The organism is Micromonospora sp. DT41, from assembly GCF_049841715.1.
GTDB classification, from domain to species: domain Bacteria; phylum Actinomycetota; class Actinomycetes; order Mycobacteriales; family Micromonosporaceae; genus Micromonospora; species Micromonospora profundi.
The window spans coordinates 139,153-158,692 of the sequence record NZ_JBNCKU010000001.1 but is presented as its reverse complement, the minus strand read 5'-3'; the positions used below and the strand labels follow the sequence as shown (position 1 = coordinate 158,692).

Annotated in this window: 20 protein-coding genes; 8 read left to right on the top strand and 12 right to left on the bottom strand. The window is 71.9% G+C overall.

Going from position 1 to position 19,540, the window contains the following annotated elements:
* Positions 1-69 precede the first annotated feature (69 nt).
* Positions 70-921, bottom strand: a complete 852-nt coding sequence (locus ACLQ23_RS00660; RefSeq protein ID WP_231640024.1) for an aldo/keto reductase — start codon at positions 919-921, stop codon at positions 70-72.
* A 98-nt stretch (positions 922-1,019) separates the two neighbouring features.
* A complete protein-coding gene (locus ACLQ23_RS00655) occupies positions 1,020-1,982 on the bottom strand; it encodes a LysR family transcriptional regulator (RefSeq protein WP_425880219.1) in 963 nt (320 codons plus the stop codon).
* Between the two features lie 47 nt (positions 1,983-2,029).
* Between ACLQ23_RS00655 and ACLQ23_RS00650 the strand changes: the two genes are divergently transcribed.
* Both ACLQ23_RS00650 and ACLQ23_RS00645 read left to right on the top strand, forming a co-directional pair.
* Complete coding sequence (locus tag ACLQ23_RS00650) at positions 2,030-2,947, top strand: serine hydrolase (protein WP_425880218.1); 918 nt, start codon at positions 2,030-2,032, stop codon at positions 2,945-2,947.
* Positions 2,948-3,102: 155 nt separating this feature from the next.
* Complete coding sequence (locus tag ACLQ23_RS00645; RefSeq protein ID WP_425734753.1) at positions 3,103-4,080, top strand: MBL fold metallo-hydrolase; 978 nt, start codon at positions 3,103-3,105, stop codon at positions 4,078-4,080.
* A 34-nt stretch (positions 4,081-4,114) separates the two neighbouring features.
* On the opposite strand, the gene ACLQ23_RS00640 is transcribed toward ACLQ23_RS00645, so the two are convergent.
* Genes ACLQ23_RS00640 through ACLQ23_RS00630 form a run of 3 tightly spaced genes read right to left on the bottom strand, consistent with a single transcriptional unit; the run spans position 4,115 to position 6,520 of the window.
* The gene (locus ACLQ23_RS00640) at positions 4,115-4,654 is read right to left on the bottom strand and encodes a DUF1697 domain-containing protein (RefSeq protein WP_355592307.1); all 540 of its coding nucleotides are present in this window, start codon (positions 4,652-4,654) and stop codon (positions 4,115-4,117) included.
* Positions 4,655-4,682: 28 nt separating this feature from the next.
* Positions 4,683-5,366 (bottom strand): response regulator, encoded by a 684-nt coding sequence (locus ACLQ23_RS00635; RefSeq protein ID WP_425734754.1) that lies wholly within the window; start codon positions 5,364-5,366, stop codon positions 4,683-4,685.
* Positions 5,363-6,520, bottom strand: coding sequence for a sensor histidine kinase (locus ACLQ23_RS00630; protein WP_425734755.1), 1,158 nt, complete (start codon positions 6,518-6,520; stop codon positions 5,363-5,365). The genes ACLQ23_RS00635 and ACLQ23_RS00630 overlap by 4 nt, the downstream gene beginning before the upstream one ends.
* Positions 6,521-6,689: 169 nt before the next feature.
* On the opposite strand from ACLQ23_RS00630, the gene ACLQ23_RS00625 reads away from it, so the two are divergent.
* Together ACLQ23_RS00625 and ACLQ23_RS00620 are read left to right on the top strand one after the other, a co-directional pair.
* A complete protein-coding gene (locus ACLQ23_RS00625; RefSeq protein WP_053655242.1) occupies positions 6,690-7,475 on the top strand; it encodes an ABC transporter ATP-binding protein in 786 nt (261 codons plus the stop codon).
* Positions 7,469-9,898 (top strand): FtsX-like permease family protein, encoded by a 2,430-nt coding sequence (locus ACLQ23_RS00620; RefSeq protein ID WP_425880217.1) that lies wholly within the window; start codon positions 7,469-7,471, stop codon positions 9,896-9,898. Before ACLQ23_RS00625 ends, ACLQ23_RS00620 begins: the two co-directional genes overlap by 7 nt.
* 8 nt (positions 9,899-9,906) lie before the next feature.
* Here ACLQ23_RS00620 and ACLQ23_RS00615 read toward each other — a convergent pair whose 3' ends face one another.
* From ACLQ23_RS00615 to ACLQ23_RS00600, 4 genes are read right to left on the bottom strand one after another with little or no spacing between them, the layout of a single operon-like run.
* Positions 9,907-10,470, bottom strand: a complete 564-nt coding sequence (locus ACLQ23_RS00615) for an SOUL family heme-binding protein (protein ID WP_355592299.1) — start codon at positions 10,468-10,470, stop codon at positions 9,907-9,909.
* A 32-nt stretch (positions 10,471-10,502) separates the two neighbouring features.
* Positions 10,503-11,252 (bottom strand): YqeB family protein, encoded by a 750-nt coding sequence (locus tag ACLQ23_RS00610; RefSeq protein ID WP_355592297.1) that lies wholly within the window; start codon positions 11,250-11,252, stop codon positions 10,503-10,505.
* A gap of 2 nt (positions 11,253-11,254) precedes the next feature.
* Entirely contained in the window at positions 11,255-12,049 is a 795-nt protein-coding gene (locus ACLQ23_RS00605) for an ABC transporter permease (RefSeq protein ID WP_425880216.1), read from the bottom strand.
* The gene (locus tag ACLQ23_RS00600) at positions 12,046-12,942 is read right to left on the bottom strand and encodes an ABC transporter ATP-binding protein (protein ID WP_355592293.1); all 897 of its coding nucleotides are present in this window, start codon (positions 12,940-12,942) and stop codon (positions 12,046-12,048) included. The genes ACLQ23_RS00605 and ACLQ23_RS00600 overlap by 4 nt, the downstream gene beginning before the upstream one ends.
* A gap of 132 nt (positions 12,943-13,074) precedes the next feature.
* Here ACLQ23_RS00600 and ACLQ23_RS00595 point away from each other — a divergent pair, with 132 nt between their 5' ends.
* From ACLQ23_RS00595 to ACLQ23_RS00585, 3 genes are all read left to right on the top strand, one after another.
* On the top strand, positions 13,075-14,328 hold the full coding sequence (locus ACLQ23_RS00595; RefSeq protein WP_425734756.1) for a sensor histidine kinase: 1,254 nt from the start codon (positions 13,075-13,077) through the stop codon (positions 14,326-14,328).
* Positions 14,307-15,038, top strand: coding sequence for a response regulator (locus tag ACLQ23_RS00590; RefSeq protein ID WP_425734774.1), 732 nt, complete (start codon positions 14,307-14,309; stop codon positions 15,036-15,038). The genes ACLQ23_RS00595 and ACLQ23_RS00590 overlap by 22 nt, the downstream gene beginning before the upstream one ends.
* A 167-nt stretch (positions 15,039-15,205) precedes the next feature.
* On the top strand, positions 15,206-15,694 hold the full coding sequence (locus ACLQ23_RS00585) for a hypothetical protein (RefSeq protein WP_053655127.1): 489 nt from the start codon (positions 15,206-15,208) through the stop codon (positions 15,692-15,694).
* Positions 15,695-15,791: 97 nt separating this feature from the next.
* Here ACLQ23_RS00585 and ACLQ23_RS00580 read toward each other — a convergent pair whose 3' ends face one another.
* Positions 15,792-16,571 carry a D-Ala-D-Ala carboxypeptidase family metallohydrolase gene (locus tag ACLQ23_RS00580; RefSeq protein WP_425880215.1) on the bottom strand — a complete coding sequence of 260 codons (780 nt, stop codon included), beginning with the start codon at positions 16,569-16,571 and terminating at the stop codon, positions 15,792-15,794.
* Between the two features lie 304 nt (positions 16,572-16,875).
* On the opposite strand from ACLQ23_RS00580, the gene ACLQ23_RS00575 reads away from it, so the two are divergent.
* On the top strand, positions 16,876-17,511 hold the full coding sequence (locus ACLQ23_RS00575; RefSeq protein ID WP_355592290.1) for a DUF6642 family protein: 636 nt from the start codon (positions 16,876-16,878) through the stop codon (positions 17,509-17,511).
* Positions 17,512-17,522: 11 nt separating this feature from the next.
* Here ACLQ23_RS00575 and ACLQ23_RS00570 read toward each other — a convergent pair whose 3' ends face one another.
* Together ACLQ23_RS00570 and ACLQ23_RS00565 are read right to left on the bottom strand one after the other, a co-directional pair.
* A complete protein-coding gene (locus tag ACLQ23_RS00570) occupies positions 17,523-19,067 on the bottom strand; it encodes a hypothetical protein (RefSeq protein WP_425734757.1) in 1,545 nt (514 codons plus the stop codon).
* Positions 19,048-19,404, bottom strand: a complete 357-nt coding sequence (locus ACLQ23_RS00565) for a hypothetical protein (protein WP_355592286.1) — start codon at positions 19,402-19,404, stop codon at positions 19,048-19,050. Before ACLQ23_RS00565 ends, ACLQ23_RS00570 begins: the two co-directional genes overlap by 20 nt.
* Between the last annotated feature and the right edge of the window lie 136 nt (positions 19,405-19,540).

Here is a 19,540-nt window from a genome sequence, read left to right as displayed (position 1 = left end):
GATGCCTCAGAGTCATTCTGATGACGTATCACGCTCGCGGCAGCATGTCCCGCCCGGCGGCGGCCGGGATCAGCGGGGGACGTAGTCGAACGTGTCCGGGTGCGAGCCCTGCCGACCGGCCTCACCCTTGTCCAGCTCGGTGATCCGCTCCATCGCGGCGTCGTCGAGCTGGAAGTCGAAGATCTGGAAGTTCTCCTCGATCCGCTTCGGGGTTGTCGACTTCGGGAAGACGATGTCGCCGCGCTGCACGTGCCAGCGGAGCACCACCTGCGCCGGGGTCCGGCCGAGCTGCTCGGCGATGTCGACGACCGTCGGATCGCCCAGCACCTTGCCCTGCGCGATCGGCGACCACGCCTCGGTGAGGATGTTGTGCTCGCGGTCGTACGCCCGGACCTCCTCGTTGCCGAAGTACGGGTGCGCCTCGATCTGGTTGACCGCCGGCACCACGCTCGTCTCGGCGGCCAGCCGCTCCAGGTGCGGCACCTGGAAGTTCGACACGCCGACCGAGCGGGCCCGGCCGTCGCGCTGGAACTCCTCAAGCACCTTCCAGGTGGAGACGAAGTCGCCGTCGTACAGGGTCGGCAGCGGCCAGTGGATGAGGAACAGGTCGATGTAGTCCATCTTCAGGGCGGAGAGCGTCGAGTCGAACGCCTTGCGGGCGTCGTCCGGGCGGTGGAAGCCGTTGTTCAGCTTGCTGGTCACGAAGACCTCGCGACGGTCCAGCCCCGACGTGCGCACCGCCTGGCCCACCTCGGCCTCGTTGCCGTACATCTCGGCGGTGTCGATGTGCCGGTAGCCCACCTCCAGCGCCTTGCTCACCGCCGCGACGGTGTCCTTCGGTTTGATCTGGAACACCCCGAAGCCGAGCTGCGGAATGGTGTTGCCGTCGTTCAGGCTGATGTCGGGGATCGTCGTGGCCACTGCGGCTCCTTCGCGTCTGTGTGTCGTGTCATCCATACCCGGGCCGGCCACCGATTCACCGCCCGAGGGCGAGCGCGGCGAGCGCAGGCGGGGCCGGTTCACCCGGTCGTGTCGAACAACACCGGCCACGGCCGCGCCGCCGGCACCGACGGGTCAGCCCTGGTCGGTGCCGGTTCGGCGTCGGCAAGCACCTCGGCGGCGAGCTGCGCGAACATCGGCGCCGCCGGATGCGCGGACCGGTCCGGCCACGCCGCCGAGGTGCGCTTGGCAAGCGGCGCGTCGGCGATCGGCCGCCAGGCGATCCGAGGCTCCCGCCGAGCCACGGTGGCCGGCTCCAGGGCCGCCCCGCCGCCGGCCAGCACCAGCCCGAAGAGGAACTCCGGGTTGCGCGCCGGCCGGACCCGCGCCGGCCGCCAGCCGTACCGTCGGCACACCCGCAGCAGGTGGTCGTGCCAGCCCGGCGCTGTGGCCCGGGGCGCGGCCACCAGGTCCAGGCCGGCCAGCGACGCGAGCGTCACGTCCCGCCCGCGGGCCAGCGGCGAGGTCCGCGGCAGCAACACCCCCAGCGGTACGTCGACGGCGGCGCCGAAACGCAGCCCGTCCGCGTCGACCGGGTGGTGCACAAGCCCCACGTCGAGGTTGCGTTCGGTGAGCATCCGGGTCTGCTCGGCGGTGGTCAGCTCGTGCAGCTCCACGTCCAGGCCGGGTGCCCGGGTGGTGAGCCCGTCGAGCAGCGCGCGCAGGGTCACGGCGGGGGTCTCCGGCGGCACGCCGGCCCGGAGCACGCCCAGCTCACCCGCGCGGACCTGCCCCATCAGGCTGCGCAGCCGGCCCTCACCCGCGAGCAGTTCCTCCGCCTCGCCGAGCAGCAGCTCACCGGCGGTGGTGAGGCGCACCTGACGGCGGGACCTGTCGAACAGCTCGACGGTCAGCTCCCGCTCCAGCCGCTGGATCGACTGGCTCAGCGGCGGCTGGGCCATCCCGAGCAGCTCGGCCGCCCGCCCGAAGTGCAGCTCGTTGGCGACCACCACGAAGTGCCGCAGGTGTCGGAGCAGGTCCACGGCCGGACCCTACGCCAGCGTCGACGGCCCGCCGGTACCGTGCGGGCGTGGACGTGGGGGAACGCATCGAGGCCATCTTCGCCGGCGCCGGGGTGACCGCCAGCCTGCACGCCGTCGACCTGGACGCCGTGAACCTGGATCTGACGGTCGGCCAGCTCGGTGGCGGGCGGGAGGTCGGGGTGCGGGCCGACGAGCAGGTGGTGATCGCCTCGATCTTCAAGATCCTGCTGGTGCTGGAGTTCGCCCGGCAGGTCGAGGCCGGTCAGCTCGACCCGACCGAGCGGATCCTGGTCACCGCCGACGACCGGCTCGGCGGGTGGGGCGTGGCCGGCTGCACCGACGACGTCGAGGTGTCGCTGCGCGACCTCGCGTACTTCGCCATGTCGGTGAGCGACAACACGGCCGCCGACCTGCTGCTGCGTCGGGTCGGCCCGGACCTGCTGCCGATGCTCGCCGCCGAGTTGGGGCTGACCCGTACCCGCGTTCTGGGCGGTCCCCGGGAACTCGTCGAGGTGATGCTCGCCGACGTGGGCGCCCGGACCGAGGCGGAGTTCGCCCGGATCTTCCCCACCTTGCCGGACGACCGGGTCCGGGCCATGCGGGTCTTCGACCCGGAGCGAACCACCTCCAGCACAGCTCGGGAGATCACCCGGCTGCTCACGCTGATCTGGCGGGACGAGGCCGGGCCGGCTGTAGCCTGCGCGATGGTCCGCACCTGGATGGCCCGGCAGATCTTCTGGACCCGGCTCGCTGCCGGTTTCCCGCCCGGCGTCCGGGTGTCCGGCAAGACCGGCACCCTGCCCGGTCTGCACCTGGAGGCCGGGGTCGCCGAATACCCGGATGGCGGCCGGTACGCCATCGCCATCTTCGCCCGCGCCGACCAGCTGACGCCCCGCCGGATCGACGTGGACATGGCGATGGGGGAGGCCGCCCGGACCGCCGTCGAGGCGCTGCGCGGCGGCTGATTTTTTTCACCTGTCCGCGCGTCGGCACGTGGCCGGTGAGCGGGCCCGATATGCGACCGCGTATCGGAGCCGGCGGTGTTGGATCTTGGACCTGGGCCGGTGGGCGCTGATTGGCTCGTGTCGACCCATCGCCCGACCACGGGGAGTAGATCCGCATGCCCAATCTCGACCGCCGCCGCTTCCTCCGCGACACCGCAGCCACCACCGCCCTGGTCTCCGCAGGCGGCCTCGTCGCCACCTCGGCCGCACCCGCCCAGGCCGCGCCGCCGGCCGCCGCCCCCGCGCCGACGACCCGCCGCAGTGGTGCGGTCAGCTTCCGCTGGTGGGGGACGGCCGGCTGGCGCGTCGACATCGGGAACCGGACCGTCCTGGTCGACCCGTACCTCAGCCGGATCGACACCGGCCTGTTCACCGGCCCGTTCAACCAGGCGGCCAAGCTGACCGTGCGCACCGACGTGATCGACAGGCGCGTCGACCGGGCCACGACGGTGCTCGTCACCCACACCCACTGGGACCACTTCATGGACGTGCCGTACATCGCCGGCCGTACCGGCGCGCGGGTCTTCGGCACGCTCACCGCGTACCACCTGGGGTTGGCCTACGGGGTGCCGTCGACACAGCTGAGCGCCGTGAAGGGCGGCGAGGTGCTGGACTTCGGCGACCACACCATCGAGGTGGTCGGGTCGCTGCACAGTCGCAACGCCTCGTACTCGGTGGCGTTTCCGGGGGTGCGGGTGAGCCCGCCGCCGCTGCCGGCGACCATCGCCGATCTTCCGGAGGGCGACACGCTCGGCTACCTGCTGCGCGTCGACGGTGGACCGTCGGTCTACTTCACCGGGGCCAGCGACGTCGCCGAGCGGAACCTCACCGGCCTCGCGCCGGACGTCGCCATGGTGGCCATGCAGAACGCCACCACCACCGGCGACTACCTGCCCCGGCTGCTCGCCGGCCTCGACTACCCGAAGGTCGTCGTGCCGGTGCACTGGGACAACTTCGAGACCGCGTTGCGGAACCCGCCGGTCGTCGCCCCCGCCGACCGCACCCGGTTGAACGAGATGATCACGGCGATCCGCCGGATCTCGCCGCGCAGCCGGGTGCTGGTGCCCGAGTACGAGACCGCGTACCACTTCTGACCGGCCTCGGTGGGGGCCCGCGGCCCCCACCGGGTCAGCCGGCGGCCATCTCGGCCAGGGCACGCACCGACTTCCAGTTCCGGGTGGTGGCCACCACGGCGAGCTTCTTCTCCAGGTACGCGTTGGTGAACTTCGACCGCCCGTAGCCGCCGTCGGGGAAGTGCAGGAAGACCTCCCGGCCGGTCACCGTGAACGCGGCGTTCTCGCCGCCGGGCACGGTCAGCGCGTCCACGGCGGACGTGGTCGGCGCGGACCGCAGGAAGGCCACCAGCAGCCTCGTCGGGTCGTCCTCCCGCTCGGCGTACGGGTTGCCGCCGGCCACCGCCGCCAGCTCCCGACCGCTGCGCACCAGCACCGGAACGGTCAACCCCAGCTCGTCGGCGAGCGCCCGCTCGATCCCGGCGGCCAGCTTCTCGGCGTCGCGCACACTGCTGCCGAAGGCCACGTTGCCGCTCTGCAGGTACGTCTTGACGTCGTCATGCCCGAGGTCGGTGACGATCCGGCGCAGGTCGGCCATCGCGAGGCGGACGCCGCCGACGTTGACCCCGCGCAGCAGGGCGACGTACCGGGTCATCGGCTCCTCCTCGCTGCGGTTGATCCGCTCAGCGTAGATCGGTCGGCCTCGACGCACCGGAACCGACCAGGCCCGTTTCGTAGGCGACGATGACCAGTTGCGCGCGGTCCCGGACGCTCAGCTTGGTCAGCAGCCGCCCGACGTGGGTCTTCACGGTGGCCTGGCTGAGACTGAGGTGCGTGGCCAACTCCGTGTTGGACAGGCCCCGGCCGATCAGCGTGAGCACTTCGCGTTCCCGGTCGGTCACCCCGCTCAGTCTGCGGGGCAGTGGCCGGGCCGGCTCCGCCCGCCGGGCGAACTCGTCGATCAGCCGGCGGGTCACCGTCGGCGCGAGCAGCCCCTCTCCGGCGGCGACCACCCGGATCCCGGTCAGCAGATCCGCCGGTGGGGTGTCCTTGAGCAGGAACCCGCTCGCTCCTGCGCGCAACGCGCCGTAGACGTACTCGTCCAGGTCGAACGTGGTCAGGATGATGACTCGGCTGCCGGCGATCGCCGGGTCGGCGCAGATCCGCCGGGTCGCCTCGATGCCGTCCATCTCCGGCATCCGGACGTCCATCAGCACCACATCCGGCCGGTGCCGCGCTGTCAACGCGACGGCCTCCACGCCGGTGCCCGCCTCGCCGACAGCGGTGCAGTCCGGGGCGAGATCGACGAGCAGCCGGAAGCTGCCGCGCAGCAGCGCCTGGTCGTCGGCGATCAGCACCCGGATCACGTGGCCACCCGGTAGGGCAGGCTGGCCGTCACCGCGAAACCGCCGTCCGCGCCCGGTCCGGCACGGAACTCCCCGCCGTGCAACGCCACCCGTTCCTGCATGCCGATCAACCCGTGCCCCTCCCTGCCGGTCAGCACCGGACGTCGACCGTCGTCGGTCACCTCCACCCGTACCTCGCCGGGCGTGACGGTCACGGTAGCCCGGCAGGCGGCCGGTGCCGCGTGCTTCACCACGTTGGTCACCGCCTCCTGCACGATCCGGTACACCGCCAGGCCCACCGACTCCGGGACGATGCCGTCGGGTGCCTCCCGCCGTACGTCGAGCCGTACGTCGACGCCGCCGATCGCCGCCTGCTCGGCCAGCGCGGGCAGCTCGTCCAGCCCGGGTGCCGGGGCGTACGAGGTGCCGTCGCGCAGGACGCCGAGCACCCGGCGGACGTCGGCCAGGGCGTTGCGGCCGGTCTCCTCGATCACCCGCAGGGCGGCGCCCGCCTCGCGGGGGTCCGCCTCGGCGACGTGGTTGGCGACTGCCGCCTTCACCACGATGAGGCTCAGCGTGTGGGCGACCACGTCGTGCAGCTCGCGTGCCACCCGCAGGCGCTCCTCGGCGGTGGCCTGCCGGACCAGGTGGTCACTCTGCCGGGCGGCGAGGGCTCGCCGCTCCCGGACCAGCCAGCCGATCACCCAGGCGGGCGCGATCATGACGACGGCGTAGACGACCGCACCGGTCCGCGACCACAGATCGCCCGCCGTGAGCACCAGGGCGACGCTCACCAACGCGAGACAACCGGCTGCGCAGAGCATCGAGCGGCGGGTGGCCGTCGACACCGCGACCGTGTAGAAGGACAGGCCGATGGCGAGCGCCGGCGCGGCGGCGGCGAAGTTCGGGATCACCCCGGTGACCAGGGCGACGGTGGCGACGGAGCTGATCACGGCGGCCACCGTCAACGGCCACCGGCGGCGTACGGCAAGCGGCAGCCCGAGGGCCATCCCGACGAGCACTGACACCCAGAGCGGCTCGTGTACGCCACCGTGCAGCGGTGACTCCAGGGCCGCGTACGGGCAGAGCAGCCCGCCGACCGCCACCGCCAGCAGGGTGTCCGCGATGTACAGGTCCGTCGGCCGCAGCCGCCGGGTCAGCAGGGTGGGGGTCACCGGTCCGACGGTATCGGCCGGCTCGCCGCTCGGCGTCCGTCCACGGGTGGTCATCCCGGGGGACGACCTGGCGGCGGTTTCGGGCCGTCGTCTCCACCCGGGGCACTGGCGGAAACTGTCCGCGCCGGTACGACGCGCGCCACCCGTCGGGGACTGCATTGTGGTGGCCATGACCACACACACGGTGACCCTGACGGGGCTGCGCGCGGTGTACGGCACCGGAAACCGGCGGGTGACCGCGCTGGACGGCGTGACGACGAGCTTCGTGACCGGGACGTTCACGGCGGTGATGGGCCCCTCCGGTTCGGGGAAGTCCACTCTGTTGCACTGCGCGGCGGGGTTGGACAGCCCGACCGAGGGGATCGTCGCGATCGACGGCGTCCGCCTCGACCAGCTCCGCGAGGACGAGGTGACCCGGCTGCGGCGCGACCGGATCGGGTTCGTGTTTCAGGCGTTCAACCTGGTGTCCACGCTGACCGCCGCGCAGAACGTCGAGTTGCCGTCGCGGCTGGCCGGCCGTCGCCCACCGGCCCGGGACGTCACCGCCGCTCTGGACGCGGTGGGGTTGGCCGACCGGGCCGGGCACCGGCCGAGTGAGTTGTCCGGCGGTGAGCAGCAGCGCGTCGCCGTGGCCCGAGCGTTGATCACCCGCCCGGCCGTGGTGTTCGCCGACGAACCGACCGGGGCACTGGACAGTGCGGCGTCCCGGCAGGTGCTCCGGCTGCTGCGTGCGCTCGTCGACGACCACGGGCAGACAGTGGTGATGGTGACCCACGATCCCGCCGCCGCCGCGTACGCCGATCGGGTGCTGCTGCTCGCCGACGGCCGGGTCGTCGACGAGTTGGACGGCGCGATTTCCGCTGCGGTCGTCGCGGCGCGGATCGCCGAGCGGGAGGCGGACCCGGCGGGCTCGTCGCGGCACGCCGTCGAGACGGCGGGGGAGCGGTCATGCTGAGTGTCCGACGGTCGGCCAGCGCGTTCGTGGCCGTCGCCATCGGCGTCGCGCTGGTCGCGACCGCCACCCTCCTGCTCGCCTCCGGACGTCCGCAGGTGCCGGACCGCCTGGCGCGGGCGGCGGTCGTGGTGCAGAGCCCCGAAGCGGGTGCGTCGACCGACCAGTTCGTGCCGACCCGCCCGTGGTCCGCCGACACGGCGGCGGGACTCGCCGGGAGGCTGGCCGCGCTGCCCGGCGTGGTGGCGGCGGTACCGGACCGGACCTTCTACGCCCAACCGCTCGTCGACGGTCGGCCCTCCGCTGTCGACACCCGGCGGGAGGACGCTCAGCAGGGGCACGGCTGGGCCAGCGCCAAGCTGGGTGGATCGCGCCTCACCGCCGGTGAGCCGCCGCGCGGGCCCGGCGAGGTGGTCGTCGACAGCGCGCTCGGCCTGCGTATCGGTGCGCCGGTGACGCTGCTTACGGCGACGGGTGCGCAGGCGTACACCGTCACGGGTCTGGTCGACGGGCCCGGCGTGCACGTCGCCGACGAGGTCGCCGCGGCGCTCGCGCCCGGCGTCCGGGCGATCGGGCTGGTCCTCGCGGCGGGGGCCGATCCGCAGCGGGTCGCCGCGACGGCTCGCGGTGTCGTCGGCGGCGACGGTCGGGTGCTGATTGGCGACGCGCGCGGCGCGTTGGAGCCGCGCAACGACGCCCGGACCCGGTGGATCGGCATGCAGGTGCTCAGCGCCACGGCGGCCCTGGCCGGCTTCGTCACGGTGTTCGTGGTGTCCTCCACCTTCGCGTTCACCGTCGCGCAGCGCCGCCGGGAGCTGGGCCTGCTGCGCGCCGTCGGCGCCACCGCCCGGCAGGTCCGCCGCATGGTGTGCGCCGAGGCGCTCGTCGTCGGCGTCAGCGCCGGGCTGGTCGGCCTGCTGGTCGGCGCGGTACTCGCCCCGGTGGTGGGTCGCCTGCTCGTCGACGCCGGGTTCGAGCCGTCGACCTTCCGGGTCGGATACGCCGTCTGGCCGGTCGCGGTCTCGCTCGCGGCCGGGCCGGTGATCGCGTTGCTGGCGGTCTGGTCGACCTCGCGCCGGGCGGCGCGGGTCCGCCCGTTGGAGGCGCTGCGCGAGGCCGCTGTGGAGCAGCGACCGATCGGGCGTGCCCGGGTCGCCACCGGCGCGCTTCTCGTCGTGGCGGGCATCGCGCTCAGCGTCGGGACGGCGACAGCGGACGAGCCCCGGGTGGCGGCGTCGTACGCCCTGTACGCGGTGATGGCCCTGGTGGCCGGTGCCACAGTGCTCTCTCCGGCGATGGTCGGGCCGGTGGTGCGGCTGCTGCGGTCTCCGGTGCGGCGGCGCGGTGGGGCGATCGGGATGCTGGTCCGGGGCGGGGCGTCGACCGCCACCCGGCGGACCGCCTCGATCGCCGCGCCGGTGCTGCTCACTGTCGCCTTCGCGGTGCTGGTGTCCGGGATGGTGCGCACCACCACCGCCGCGTACGCGGCGGGCCGGGCGGACAACGTGAACGGCGGTTGGATCGTCGTGCCGGACCGGACGCCCGGTCTGTCGGATGCGGCAGTCGCCGCGACCGGCGGCACCGCCCTGCTGCCGACCACCGTCTACCGCACCGATCCGGCAACGCAGACGGTGAACCGGCCACTGACCGCGCTCGGTGTCGACCCGACGGGCTTCGCCGCCGCGAACCGGGCGCTCACCGTCGTCGCCGGTTCCCTGGAGGAGCTGCGCGGAGACGACACAGTGGTGGTCACCGCCTCGGCGAATCTTCTGCCGTCCGCGCCGTACGAGCTGACCTTCGCCGACGGAACTGCGGTGTCGTTGCGGGTCGTCGCGGTCGTCACCGACAATTCGCTGCCGGGCCACCTGCTGGTGCCCCGGGCCGTGGTGCGGGCGCACGACCCGTCGGCGTTGACCTCGACGGTGTACGTCCGGGACCGGATCGATCCGCCGGTCGGCGCGCGGATCGTCGACGTCACCACCTGGGCGGCCGAGGCGGACGCCGCCGAGGACCGGCTGGTCTGGCTGTTCACGCTGCTGCTGATCGGTGTGTCGGCCGGTTACGGGGCCATCGCGGTGGCCAACACGTTGCTGCTGGCCGCCGCCGGTCGGGTAGCGGACCTGCGGCTGATCCGGTTGGCCGGGGCGACCCGGCGGCAGGTCGTCTGGCTGGTCACCGCCGAGTCCGCCCTGGTGGTGCTGATCGGCGCGCTGCTCGGTGGCGCTGTCGCGTTCGTCGGGCTGCTCAGCATCCGCGCCGGCCTGGCCGAGCAGGTCGGCGCGTCCGTCGACCTGGTGGTGCCCTGGTCGGTGATCGCAGCGGTGGTGGGGCTGTGCCTGCTGCTCGCCGTGCTGGCGAGCGTGCTGCCGACCTGGCGGTCACTGCGGCACCGTCCGGCGCGGACCCCGGTCGGCGTCGTCGGATGAGCGCCCGCTCACTCCGCCACCGGCAGCGTGACCTCGTTGCGGCGCAGGAACCACGGCTTCCACGGCGGGTCGAAGCGCGCGTACCGGATGGCGCCGGTGGGTTGCAGCCCGGCCGAGGTGACCGACCGGCCGAGCATGGTGGCCCGCTGGCCGAACGCCTGCTCCGTCCACCGGCCGGAGAAACGCATCGCCGCCACGAGCTGCGGCGGGATCTCCCGGATCCGCACGCGGGCGTCCACCGGCTCGGGCAGGGTGGCGGCGGTGCAGGCGGCCGGCATGACGAACTGGATCAGGTACGCGCCGGGCCACTCGCCCTCCACCTGGACCACCGGCACGGTCATGGCGATCTTCTGCGAGCCGTCGGCCGTCGAGGGCGCGGCCGTGGCTACGTCGATCGGCTGCCGGGCACGGTTGGCGCCCCCGATGTAGGCCGACAGCGGCCGGAACGCCTCCATGGGCGCCCGGGTGAACGACGCCTGGACGCGCATCTCCGCCACCAGGTGGGCCGGGTAGCGGCGCAACTCGAAGCCGGGGTGTCGAGACACCACCCGGTACGGCTGCTGTTCGGTCATCGGCGCGCTCCCAGGATCTCCTGGGATTGACGCTACCGGTCGTGCGGCTCCCGCTCGGGCGAAGTCCGCTGCTCCGTCCCGGGGGCGACGGCCCTGCCGCTCAGCCGCCAGTACTGGCGCTTCTCCTCGTCGCGCAGCACCACCCCGAGCCTGCCCAACTCCCGGCGCAGCTCCCGGACGTCGTCGCTGCGGTCCTTGCCGATCGCCGTCTCGCGGGCGCGCAGCAGTGCGTCCGCCCCGGCGGGCAGGCCGGGCAGGTCGGGCACCCACAGCCGGTACGCCGACCGGTGCGGGTCGTCGTCGGCCCAGCCCCAGCCGTGCTCCCGGAACGCCGCCGCCAGCCGGTCGGCCGGCAGGTCAGTGGACTCGCGGGCCAGCTCGGCGCCGTCGGCGTCGAGCAGCACGAGGTGCCCGTCGCCGACGAAGGTCACCCGGGTGTCGACGCGGGCGATCGTGCGGTTCTGGTCGGAGCGGCGCAGCCGGACCTGCGCCGCGTCCACGGTGACGATCAGCCGCTCGGCGGTGCCGACCCCCGCGACGACAAGGCCGGCCAGGACGCCCACCGCGATCGTGCCGGCGGTGGCCTGCGGCTCGGGCAGCCGGTCCAACCACTCGATCAGGTCGCCGAACGGCATCCAGGGCAGCCGCGTGAGCCAGCCCGTGGCCGCCGAGAGGAGCCATCCGGCGCCCGCGCCGAGCAGCGGGAAGCCACCCCACATGACTGCCAACTCCAGCGGGCCACCGCTGACCACGGTGTGTGGTCGGGCGCCGGAGACATCCATGGTCAGGACACCTCCCGGCGGAGTGTCCGGATAAGGCCGACGGCCAGCGGGAGGACCAGCCAAGCCAGCAGGGACACCGCCAACCGCGCCCACTGCCCGCCCGTGACGTGGCTGGTGAACAGCGGCTCCATGGTCCGGCTGGTGTCCAGCCAGTCGGCCGGACGGTTCAGGGGCCGGACGACTTCGCCGAGTACCGTCCAGATGGTCGGCAGCAGCAGGTAGCCGACGATGGCCAACGGCGGGTTGAGCAGCAGCAGGCCGAAGGCGGCACCCATGAGCACGCTGGCCGCCTGGACGATCCCCGCGTGCAGGATCAACGACCCGTCGGCGTCCCAGGTGCCCGCGCCGCCGGTGGCCGACGCCACGAGCGTCCCGACGGCGGCGACGGCCAGGCTGATCAGCAGCGAGGCGAGCGCGGCGAGAACCACCGCGACGAGCTTCGCGGCCACCACCCGCTGCCGCCGGGGAACCAGCGCGTACGTGGTGAGCGCTGTGCGTTGGGACCACTCGCTGGTGATCGACAGGATGCCCAGCACCGGCAGGAGCAGGCTGACCGGCAGCAGCGACGGAACGAAGAACGTGACGAAGGTCTGGTCGTCGTCCTCGGCGTAGATCAGCAGGAGCGTGACGATCGCGACGACGACCAGACCGATGGTGACAAGCAGCCAGCGGCCGGCCCGGGTGTCGACGAGCTTGCGCAGTTCGACGGTGGTGAGCCGCAGCAGCGACGGCCGGCGTACCGGTGTGTGGTGTCGGGGTGCGACGGCGTTGGCGGCGGGCGCGGTGGTGGTGGTCATCGGACGGCCTCCTTGGTGGTTTCGCCGGCGGTCAGCGTGAGGAAGAGTTGTTCGAGGCCACCGCCGCTGGCGGGGCGCAGCTCGGCGAGCGCGACGCCGGCGTCGGCCGCGGCCTGGCCGACCACCTCGGCGTCGGCCTGCACGAGCAGACCGTCGGCACTCTCGGCGGCGGTCAGGTCGGCGGCGTCCAGGGCCCGGCGCAGTGCCGCGTCGTCGCGGGCCCGCACCACAGTCCCGCCGCCGGCCAGCAGCTCGTCCTTGCTGCCCTGGGCCACGATCCGGCCGCCCCCGATAACCACCAGCCGGTCCGCGACCGCCTCCACCTCGCGCAGCAGGTGGGAGGAGAGCAGCACGGTGCCGCCCCGGTCGGCGAAGTCGCGCAGCAGGCCGCGCATCCAGAAGATCCCCTCCGGGTCCAGGCCGTTGGCCGGCTCGTCGAGGATCAACACCCGGGGGTCACCGAGCAGCGCGTGCGCCAGGCCGAGCCGCTGCCGCATGCCCAACGAGTACGCCTTCACCCGCCGCTTGGCGGCCACCGTGTTCAACCCGACCAGGTCGAGCTTCGCGGCGACCTCACGCCGGTCCAACCCCATCGTGTACGCGGACAGCGTCAACGCCTCGCGGCCGGTGCGCCCGGCGTGCTGGGCGGAGGCGTCCAGCAGCACCCCGACCTCCCGGCCGGGGTTGGGCAGGTCCCGGTAGAGGTGCCCGGAGACTGTGGCGCGGCCGGCGGTCGGCGCGGTGAGGCCACAGATCATCCGCATGGTGGTGGACTTGCCGGCCCCGTTGGGCCCGAGGAAGCCGGTGACGGTGCCCGGTTCGCACTGGAACGACACGTCGTCCACGGCCGGGTGTGGCCCGTACCGTTTGGTGAGGTTCTCCACGGTGATCATGCGGTTGAGCCTGCCCGCGCCACCCGGCCATCCGCTGCGGCCGGCGGTCGGTGCCGCGCCGACTTTGGTCGACCGGCGGGTCTCGACTTTGGTAGCTGGTTGCCGGCGGCTGTTGCTGCCTAGCATTGGCGCGTGACCAGCATCGCCGTCCCGGAACACCCCTGGCTGCTGCCGGGGGAGCTGGTGGTGCCGGCGGAGCCCGAGCGTGTGCGTCCGCGCCGTACGACCCGTGACTGGGTGGTGGACAGCCTGGCGTTCCTGCTCAGCCTGCTCTGGGTGCTGTACGTCACGGCGGACGCGCTGTCGCCCGACCCGCAGACGGCGGTAGCGCTGCCGTACGACTGGATGGTGGGCGCGGACGCGCTGATCGGGCTGGCCTGCTGTGGGCTGCTCTGGCTGCGTCGGCGGTGGCCGCTCGGGTTGGCGGTGGCGACGCTGCCGCTGAACCTGTTCTCGATGGCCGCCTCCATCCCGCTGTTGATCTTCTATTTCACCCTCGTGGTGCACCGGCGGACCGCCGTCGCGGTGGCGGTGACCGGGATGGGTCTGCTCACCAACCTGGTCTTCAGCTGGACCCGTCCGGATCCGAACATGCCCTACTGGGCCACTGTGACCTGGGGCGTGGTGATCACTTTCGCCGTGCTGGCCTGGGGGATGTTCGTCCGCGCCCGGCGGCAGTTGATCGTGTCGCTGCGGGACCGGGCCGAACGGGCGGAGGCCGAGCAGCAGCTGCGCGTCGCCCAGGCCCGCCACCTCGAACGCACCCGGATCGCCCGCGAGATGCACGACGTCCTGGCGCACCGGATCTCCCTGCTCAGCCTGCACGCGGGCGCGCTGGAGTTCCGCCCCGACGCGCCACCGGACGAGGTGGCCCGGGCGGCCGGGGTGATCCGGGACAGCGCACACGCCGCCCTCCAGGACCTGCGGGAGGTCATCGGCGTGCTCCGGGCCGAAGGTGAGGGCGGCAGCGATGCGCCGGAGCCGCCCCAGCCCACCCTCGCCGACCTGCCCGCCCTGATCGCCGAGTCGCGGGCTGCCGGGGTGCGGGTGAACGTCAACGACAGCGTCGTCGACGCGGGGAAGGTGCCGGCGGCGCTGGGCCGGGCCGCGTACCGGATCGTGCAGGAGGGGCTGACGAACGCCCGCAAGCACGCTGCCGGAGCGGCCGTCACCGTGGACGTGTCCGGCGGGCCGGGCACCGGGCTGACAGTGGCGATCGGTAACCGGTGGCCGGTGGGTTCGGCCACCGGGAACGAGTTGCCCGGCGCCGGCACCGGGCTTGTCGGCATCAGCGAGCGGGTCACCCTGGCCGGCGGCCGACTCGCGTACGGGCGGGACGAGGCGGGCGACTTCCGGCTGGCCGCCTGGCTGCCGTGGCCGGCGTGACAGCGCCCTCCGGCGGGACCGACAGCGGGCCGGCGACGCCGCGCGTGCGGGTCCTGATCGTGGACGACGACCCGCTGGTCCGGGCCGGGCTCTCGATGATCCTCGGCGGCCTACCTGACCTGACAGTGGTGGGCGAGGCGGCCGACGGCAGCGAGGTCCCGGCCGCTGTCGCCGCGTACGCCCCGGACGTGGTGCTGATGGACATCCGGATGCCACGGGTGGACGGGCTGAGCGCCACCGAGGCGCTGCGCGCCCAGCCGCACCCGCCGGAGGTGCTGGTGCTCACCACCTTCGACGCCGACGAGCAGGTGCTGCGGGCGCTCCGCGCCGGGGCTGCCGGTTTCCTGCTCAAGGACACCCCGCCAGCGGAGATCGTGCACGCCGTACGCCGGGTGGCCGCCGGTGAGGCGACGCTCTCCCCGACGGTGACCCGGACGCTGATCGACCACGTGACCGCCGCCTCCGTCTCCGGCCCGGTCGGCCCGGACCCGCGCCGGGAGCGGGCGCTGCGGCTGCTCGCCGATCTCAGTGAGCGGGAGCGGCAGGTGGCGGTCGCGCTGGGGCAGGGGCGTACCAACGCGGAGATCGCGGGGGAGCTGTTCATGAGCGTGGCCACTGTGAAGGCGTACGTCTCGCGGCTGTTGACCCGGCTCGACCTCAACAACCGGGTCCAGGTGGCCCTGCTCGTGCACGACGCCGGCCTGGTCTGAAGCTCCGTTCCGCCGACCCGCTCACAACGGTTTTCGCGTGCTCTCGTGCGAGGCACCGCTTACGGCGTACCAGGTTTGAACTTTCGTCCGATGCCGGCCGTACCAATTGCTGAGGATGTCGGTGCGGTGGGTCCGCCGTACCGCTGCCGAACTGCGGGAGGCCTGCCGTGCGAGTTGGTGAGCAGTCGACGGATCCCATCGACCAGGTACTGGGTGAGGTGCCGATGCCGGCGCCGCTGACACCCGAGGACGTCCGGCTCGCGGTCCGGGCGGTGGTCGTGCACACCGCCGAGGAGTGGCCGACCGGGCCGCTGTGCCGCAACGACGGCGCCTCCTACCCCTGCCGCCTGCACCGCTGGGGACGGCGGGTGCTGGAGGCGCACGGGCTCAACGAGCGGCAGATCGAGGCGCTCATCCGGCACGGCAACCCGTTCGTGCACGTGCCCTTTCCGTTCACCGCCACCGGGCCGTCGCCCGCGCGTCCCGCCGGCTCCCGGCCCGCGGCGGCCGGATACCCGGCCCCGCCACCCGGTCGTGCCGGTCTGCCGACGCGGCACCAGGCCGCGCGGGTCGTTCCTCCCGGGGTACGACCGACAGCCGCTGGCCGGCCGGTGACTCCCCCCGTCACCGCGCCGCGCTGGCCCCGGGCGAGCTGAGCGGCTCACCCCCCGCCCTGCCCGGGGCGTACACGACGCCGGCCCGGCGCGGAGGGTCCCCACCGCGTGCCGGGCCGGCGTCGCTTCGGCCGTCAACTCAGTTGTTGATCCCGCAGTCGGGGGCGGACCAGCTCGTGGTGTTCGAGCTGCGGTCGCTGTTGTTCTCCCGACGCGAGTCGACGTGGATGTGGTCGTCGTGGTCGGGGTAGCCCGGTCCGTAGATCCCGCTGAAGCCGTGGTTGCGGGCGTTGCGGGCGATCTGGCACAGCGACGGCGTCCGCGAGGTGACGTCGGCGGCGTGGCCGTACAGGTGCTGGCTGTCCGACGCGCCGCCGACGCGGTCGTTGCAGGCACGGCTGCGGAACCCGCTGGACACGTAGAGCGGCTTGTCGCCGAGGCTCTTGCGCAGCGCCTCCAGCTTCCACATCGTGCGCAGCGCGTTCTGCTTGGTCTGGCTCGCCGAGAGCGGGCCGCCGCTCCAGCCGCTGCTGCCGCACCCGTTGTCCATCTCGCTGAAGCTGAAGTGCGCGGGCGTGCAGTCGTTGTCCTGGAGTTGGTACAGCTTGGCGTAGGTCTGCGGTCCGGCGATGCCGTCGGCGCGCAGCCCGTACGCCTGCTGGAACCGCTTGACAGCGGCGGCGGTCTTCGGGCCGTACCGGCCGTCGTTCTCCACGATGTTCCGGTTGCCAGCCCAGCCCGCGACCCGGATCTGCAACTGGCGGACGTCATCGCCCGATCGGCCCTGGTAGAGGTTGCGGTTCCAGGTGTAGCAGGCGTCCGCGTGGGCCGCTGGCGCGGCGACCACCGTGGCGATCGCTGCCCCGGGCAACGCCAGGGCGAAGGCGACGGCGGCTCGCTTCAAGGTGTTTACGCGCACAGAAGTCCTCCCGATAGGAGAGCGAATGGGGTGGCACCAGGACATCGACCGAGACATCCCGTGATTTCCACCCTGGCACCGATCAGTGTGGTTGGCGGCTATTAACGAGAATTGTCCTCACGATCTGTCGTTCCTGGGCGTCGCCTGTGAATTAGGCCCATTTGCGAATCACCCAATGACGTCGAGGACCCCCCCGCGCAGGACAACCGCACCGAACGTCGCAACCGACCACACCAAGGGCGATGTTCCTCGACGGGCGGTGCCCGGTAACGTCAGCCCGGGCGGCGGACTGGCGGAGGTACGCGTGGCACGAGCTGGTGTCTTCTGTGTCGAAGGTCAGTGGCACCGCGACCTCAACGACAGAGGCTCCGTGCTGCCGACCCTCGAACTCCTCGAACGGCTAGGCAAGATCCGCTTCATCCACAAGGGCGCGGCCACCCGCGACGAGCTGTTCTACTTCCTCGACCGCTGGCTGCTCAGGCAGTACGCCGACCACCGGGTCGGGTTCTTCGCCATGCACGGCGAGCCGAGCCGACTCTGCCTCACCGACTGGCAGTCGGTGGAGTTGAACGAGGTGGCTGAGCTGATGGCCGGCCGCTGCGAGGGGCGCCGACTCTATTTCGGCAGCTGCTCCGTCCTGCGCGCCTCAGACGCCGTGCTGCGCGAGTTCCTCGAAGTCACCGGAGCGGCCCTGATCTGCGGTTTCACCCGAGAAGTCGACTGGGTTGAATCGGCGGCCTTCGAAACCGTCCTCCTGGACGTCCTGGCCAACGGTCAGCGGCACAATGCCGCCGAACTGCGGATGGGCTCGGCGCACTGGGCGCCGCTCGCGTCGTACCTCGGCTTTCGGGTGATCTATGCCAACGGCCGTGCCTGGCGGCCCGCCGGCCGAACGCGCGTGCCCGCCCAGACAGCGCACCATCAGCTGCGGCCAAACTGACAGCCGGCTCGTCACTGCCGGTCCGCATCCTCCCGTTCTTTGCGGGACCACACCATCCGGTCGACGACGTGGAAGACCTGACTGTTGGACCAGGCCACCTCCAGTTCCCTGCTGTCGGCGCTCACTCCCACGCTGACGTCCATCTGCTGGCCGTTGACCAGGAACAGGGTGAAGTGGTTGTCGGCGAAACGCCTGACGTAGCGTCCTGACTTGTCGTCGAAAACAGAGATCCCTCCCGTGGAGTTCCTGGGATGGACGATCGTCCGAGACGAGATGCTGACGACATCCCGGTAATGGAAGGTGTATGTCGACTCGGTGCGAAGATAGCGGGTGGCCAGGGCGAGGTCACACGCGAAGACTGAGATGCGGTGCGTGGTCAGGTACAGCACCAACACGTGGTAGTGGTCGGACCGCAGTTTGCCGTCCCGGCCGACCTTGCTCTTGCCCACCTTCGTCCGCTGTCGTACCAGACGAGTCGCCGTGGAACCGTCTACCCATGACACCCACTCGACCGTCTCTTCCTCCAACTGAGACACACCGACGGCAGCCTGTGGTTCCACGAGCAGATCCCCGGAGGCAGCGACAAGCGCGGGGTTGAGGCGTAGACGCCGCGCGCCTCTGGCCACTATCCACCGGACGTCTTCCGCGAGCCACCGGTCCATCTGCGCGTCGTTCGGCGCGCCGGATGATGCCGCCACGGCCTCCGCGTATCGCACTTGAGCAGCGCGGTCTTCCCGCGCGTCGCGCCACACGCTGATGCCGATCAAGGTCACGAAGATGCCCGCGAATGGTGCCGCGACAAGCAGGGCGAGTCCGACGTACCACTCGGTCCGCACGAACAGGCCCGCGCACGGCAGGAAGATCAGCGCTGTCCCGGCCGCCATGGTCACCGAGGCGCGGAAGCCGCGGTCGGCCGGTGGAGTAGCTGGCAGGGCGACGAAGTACTTTGGCACGCCGATTCTCCGGTCCGGCGTGGCTGGAGGTGTTTCCTCGTCTGCGGGAACCGTGGGTAGGTGTATCCCGACGGACGCGCAGTGGGCGCTCAAACGACGCCACATAAAGCCGGGGACGGCCGCGACGTGGTTCTTGACGAGTACGAGGTCGGTCCGATCAAGTCGGACGGGGTCGCCGCCGTCGGCGAGCCTGGCCAGGTCGGGAGGGACCGCAATGCCCACCGACAGGTAGAAGTCATCTCGAATCAGCGCAGCCAGCACGCTCGCAAGTGGTGTGCGGGAAGCTAGGAGGTGGCGTGCGACATCTGTTATCTGCTGAGGCGTCCGATACGAGGGCGGACATCCGGCGAGCATCGCGACCGCCAGGAGGACGTGCGCCTCGGCTCGAAAGACTTCGGACTCCGATGAGGTCGAGTTCAGGAAATCCTCGAAGCAGCGCACGGCTCGTCTGTAGTTCCGTTCCGACAAGAACCGCTGTCCCGCTGCCAGCCAATCATGATCATTGGCATAGTTGTAGATGTTGTCTGCATTCTGGATGTTGCCGAACTGAGGCCCCGTGTGGTTGGCCATGGCGGTGTCCGGTTCACCGTCCGCCGCCGTCATGAAGCAGGGCGATGAGTTTGGAGACTGCTTCTACGAGCGGAGTGGCAGCGGCGGCGGCACCGAGCATCGAGCGGATACGTTCGAGTCGCTTCGTTGCCACGTCGTGCTGGCCGGCCGCCAACGCTGTCCTGGCCGTCGCGATCTCCAATGCGGCGGCCTCAGCGTGCACCGATTCCAGTGCCCCGGCCGTCCGAGCATCCTCCAGCTGGACCTGCACGTTGTCGAAGGCTTCCAGGACCTGACTGTCACGTCCACCGAAGGTGGCCGAAACCGGACCGCTATTAATGATCGTGTCACCGTTCTGGATGGTGCCGAACTGATTCCCCTTGACCTCCATGTGCCCTCCTGCATCCGGACGGTTGCTGAGTGCAATTAACATAAAGGATTGTGAACGTATGTCGACTGACGTCTTCCTGACCATCTGTCCTGGCGATTTCACTTGACACCGGGCTGTGTGCCACGTTCGCGGCACC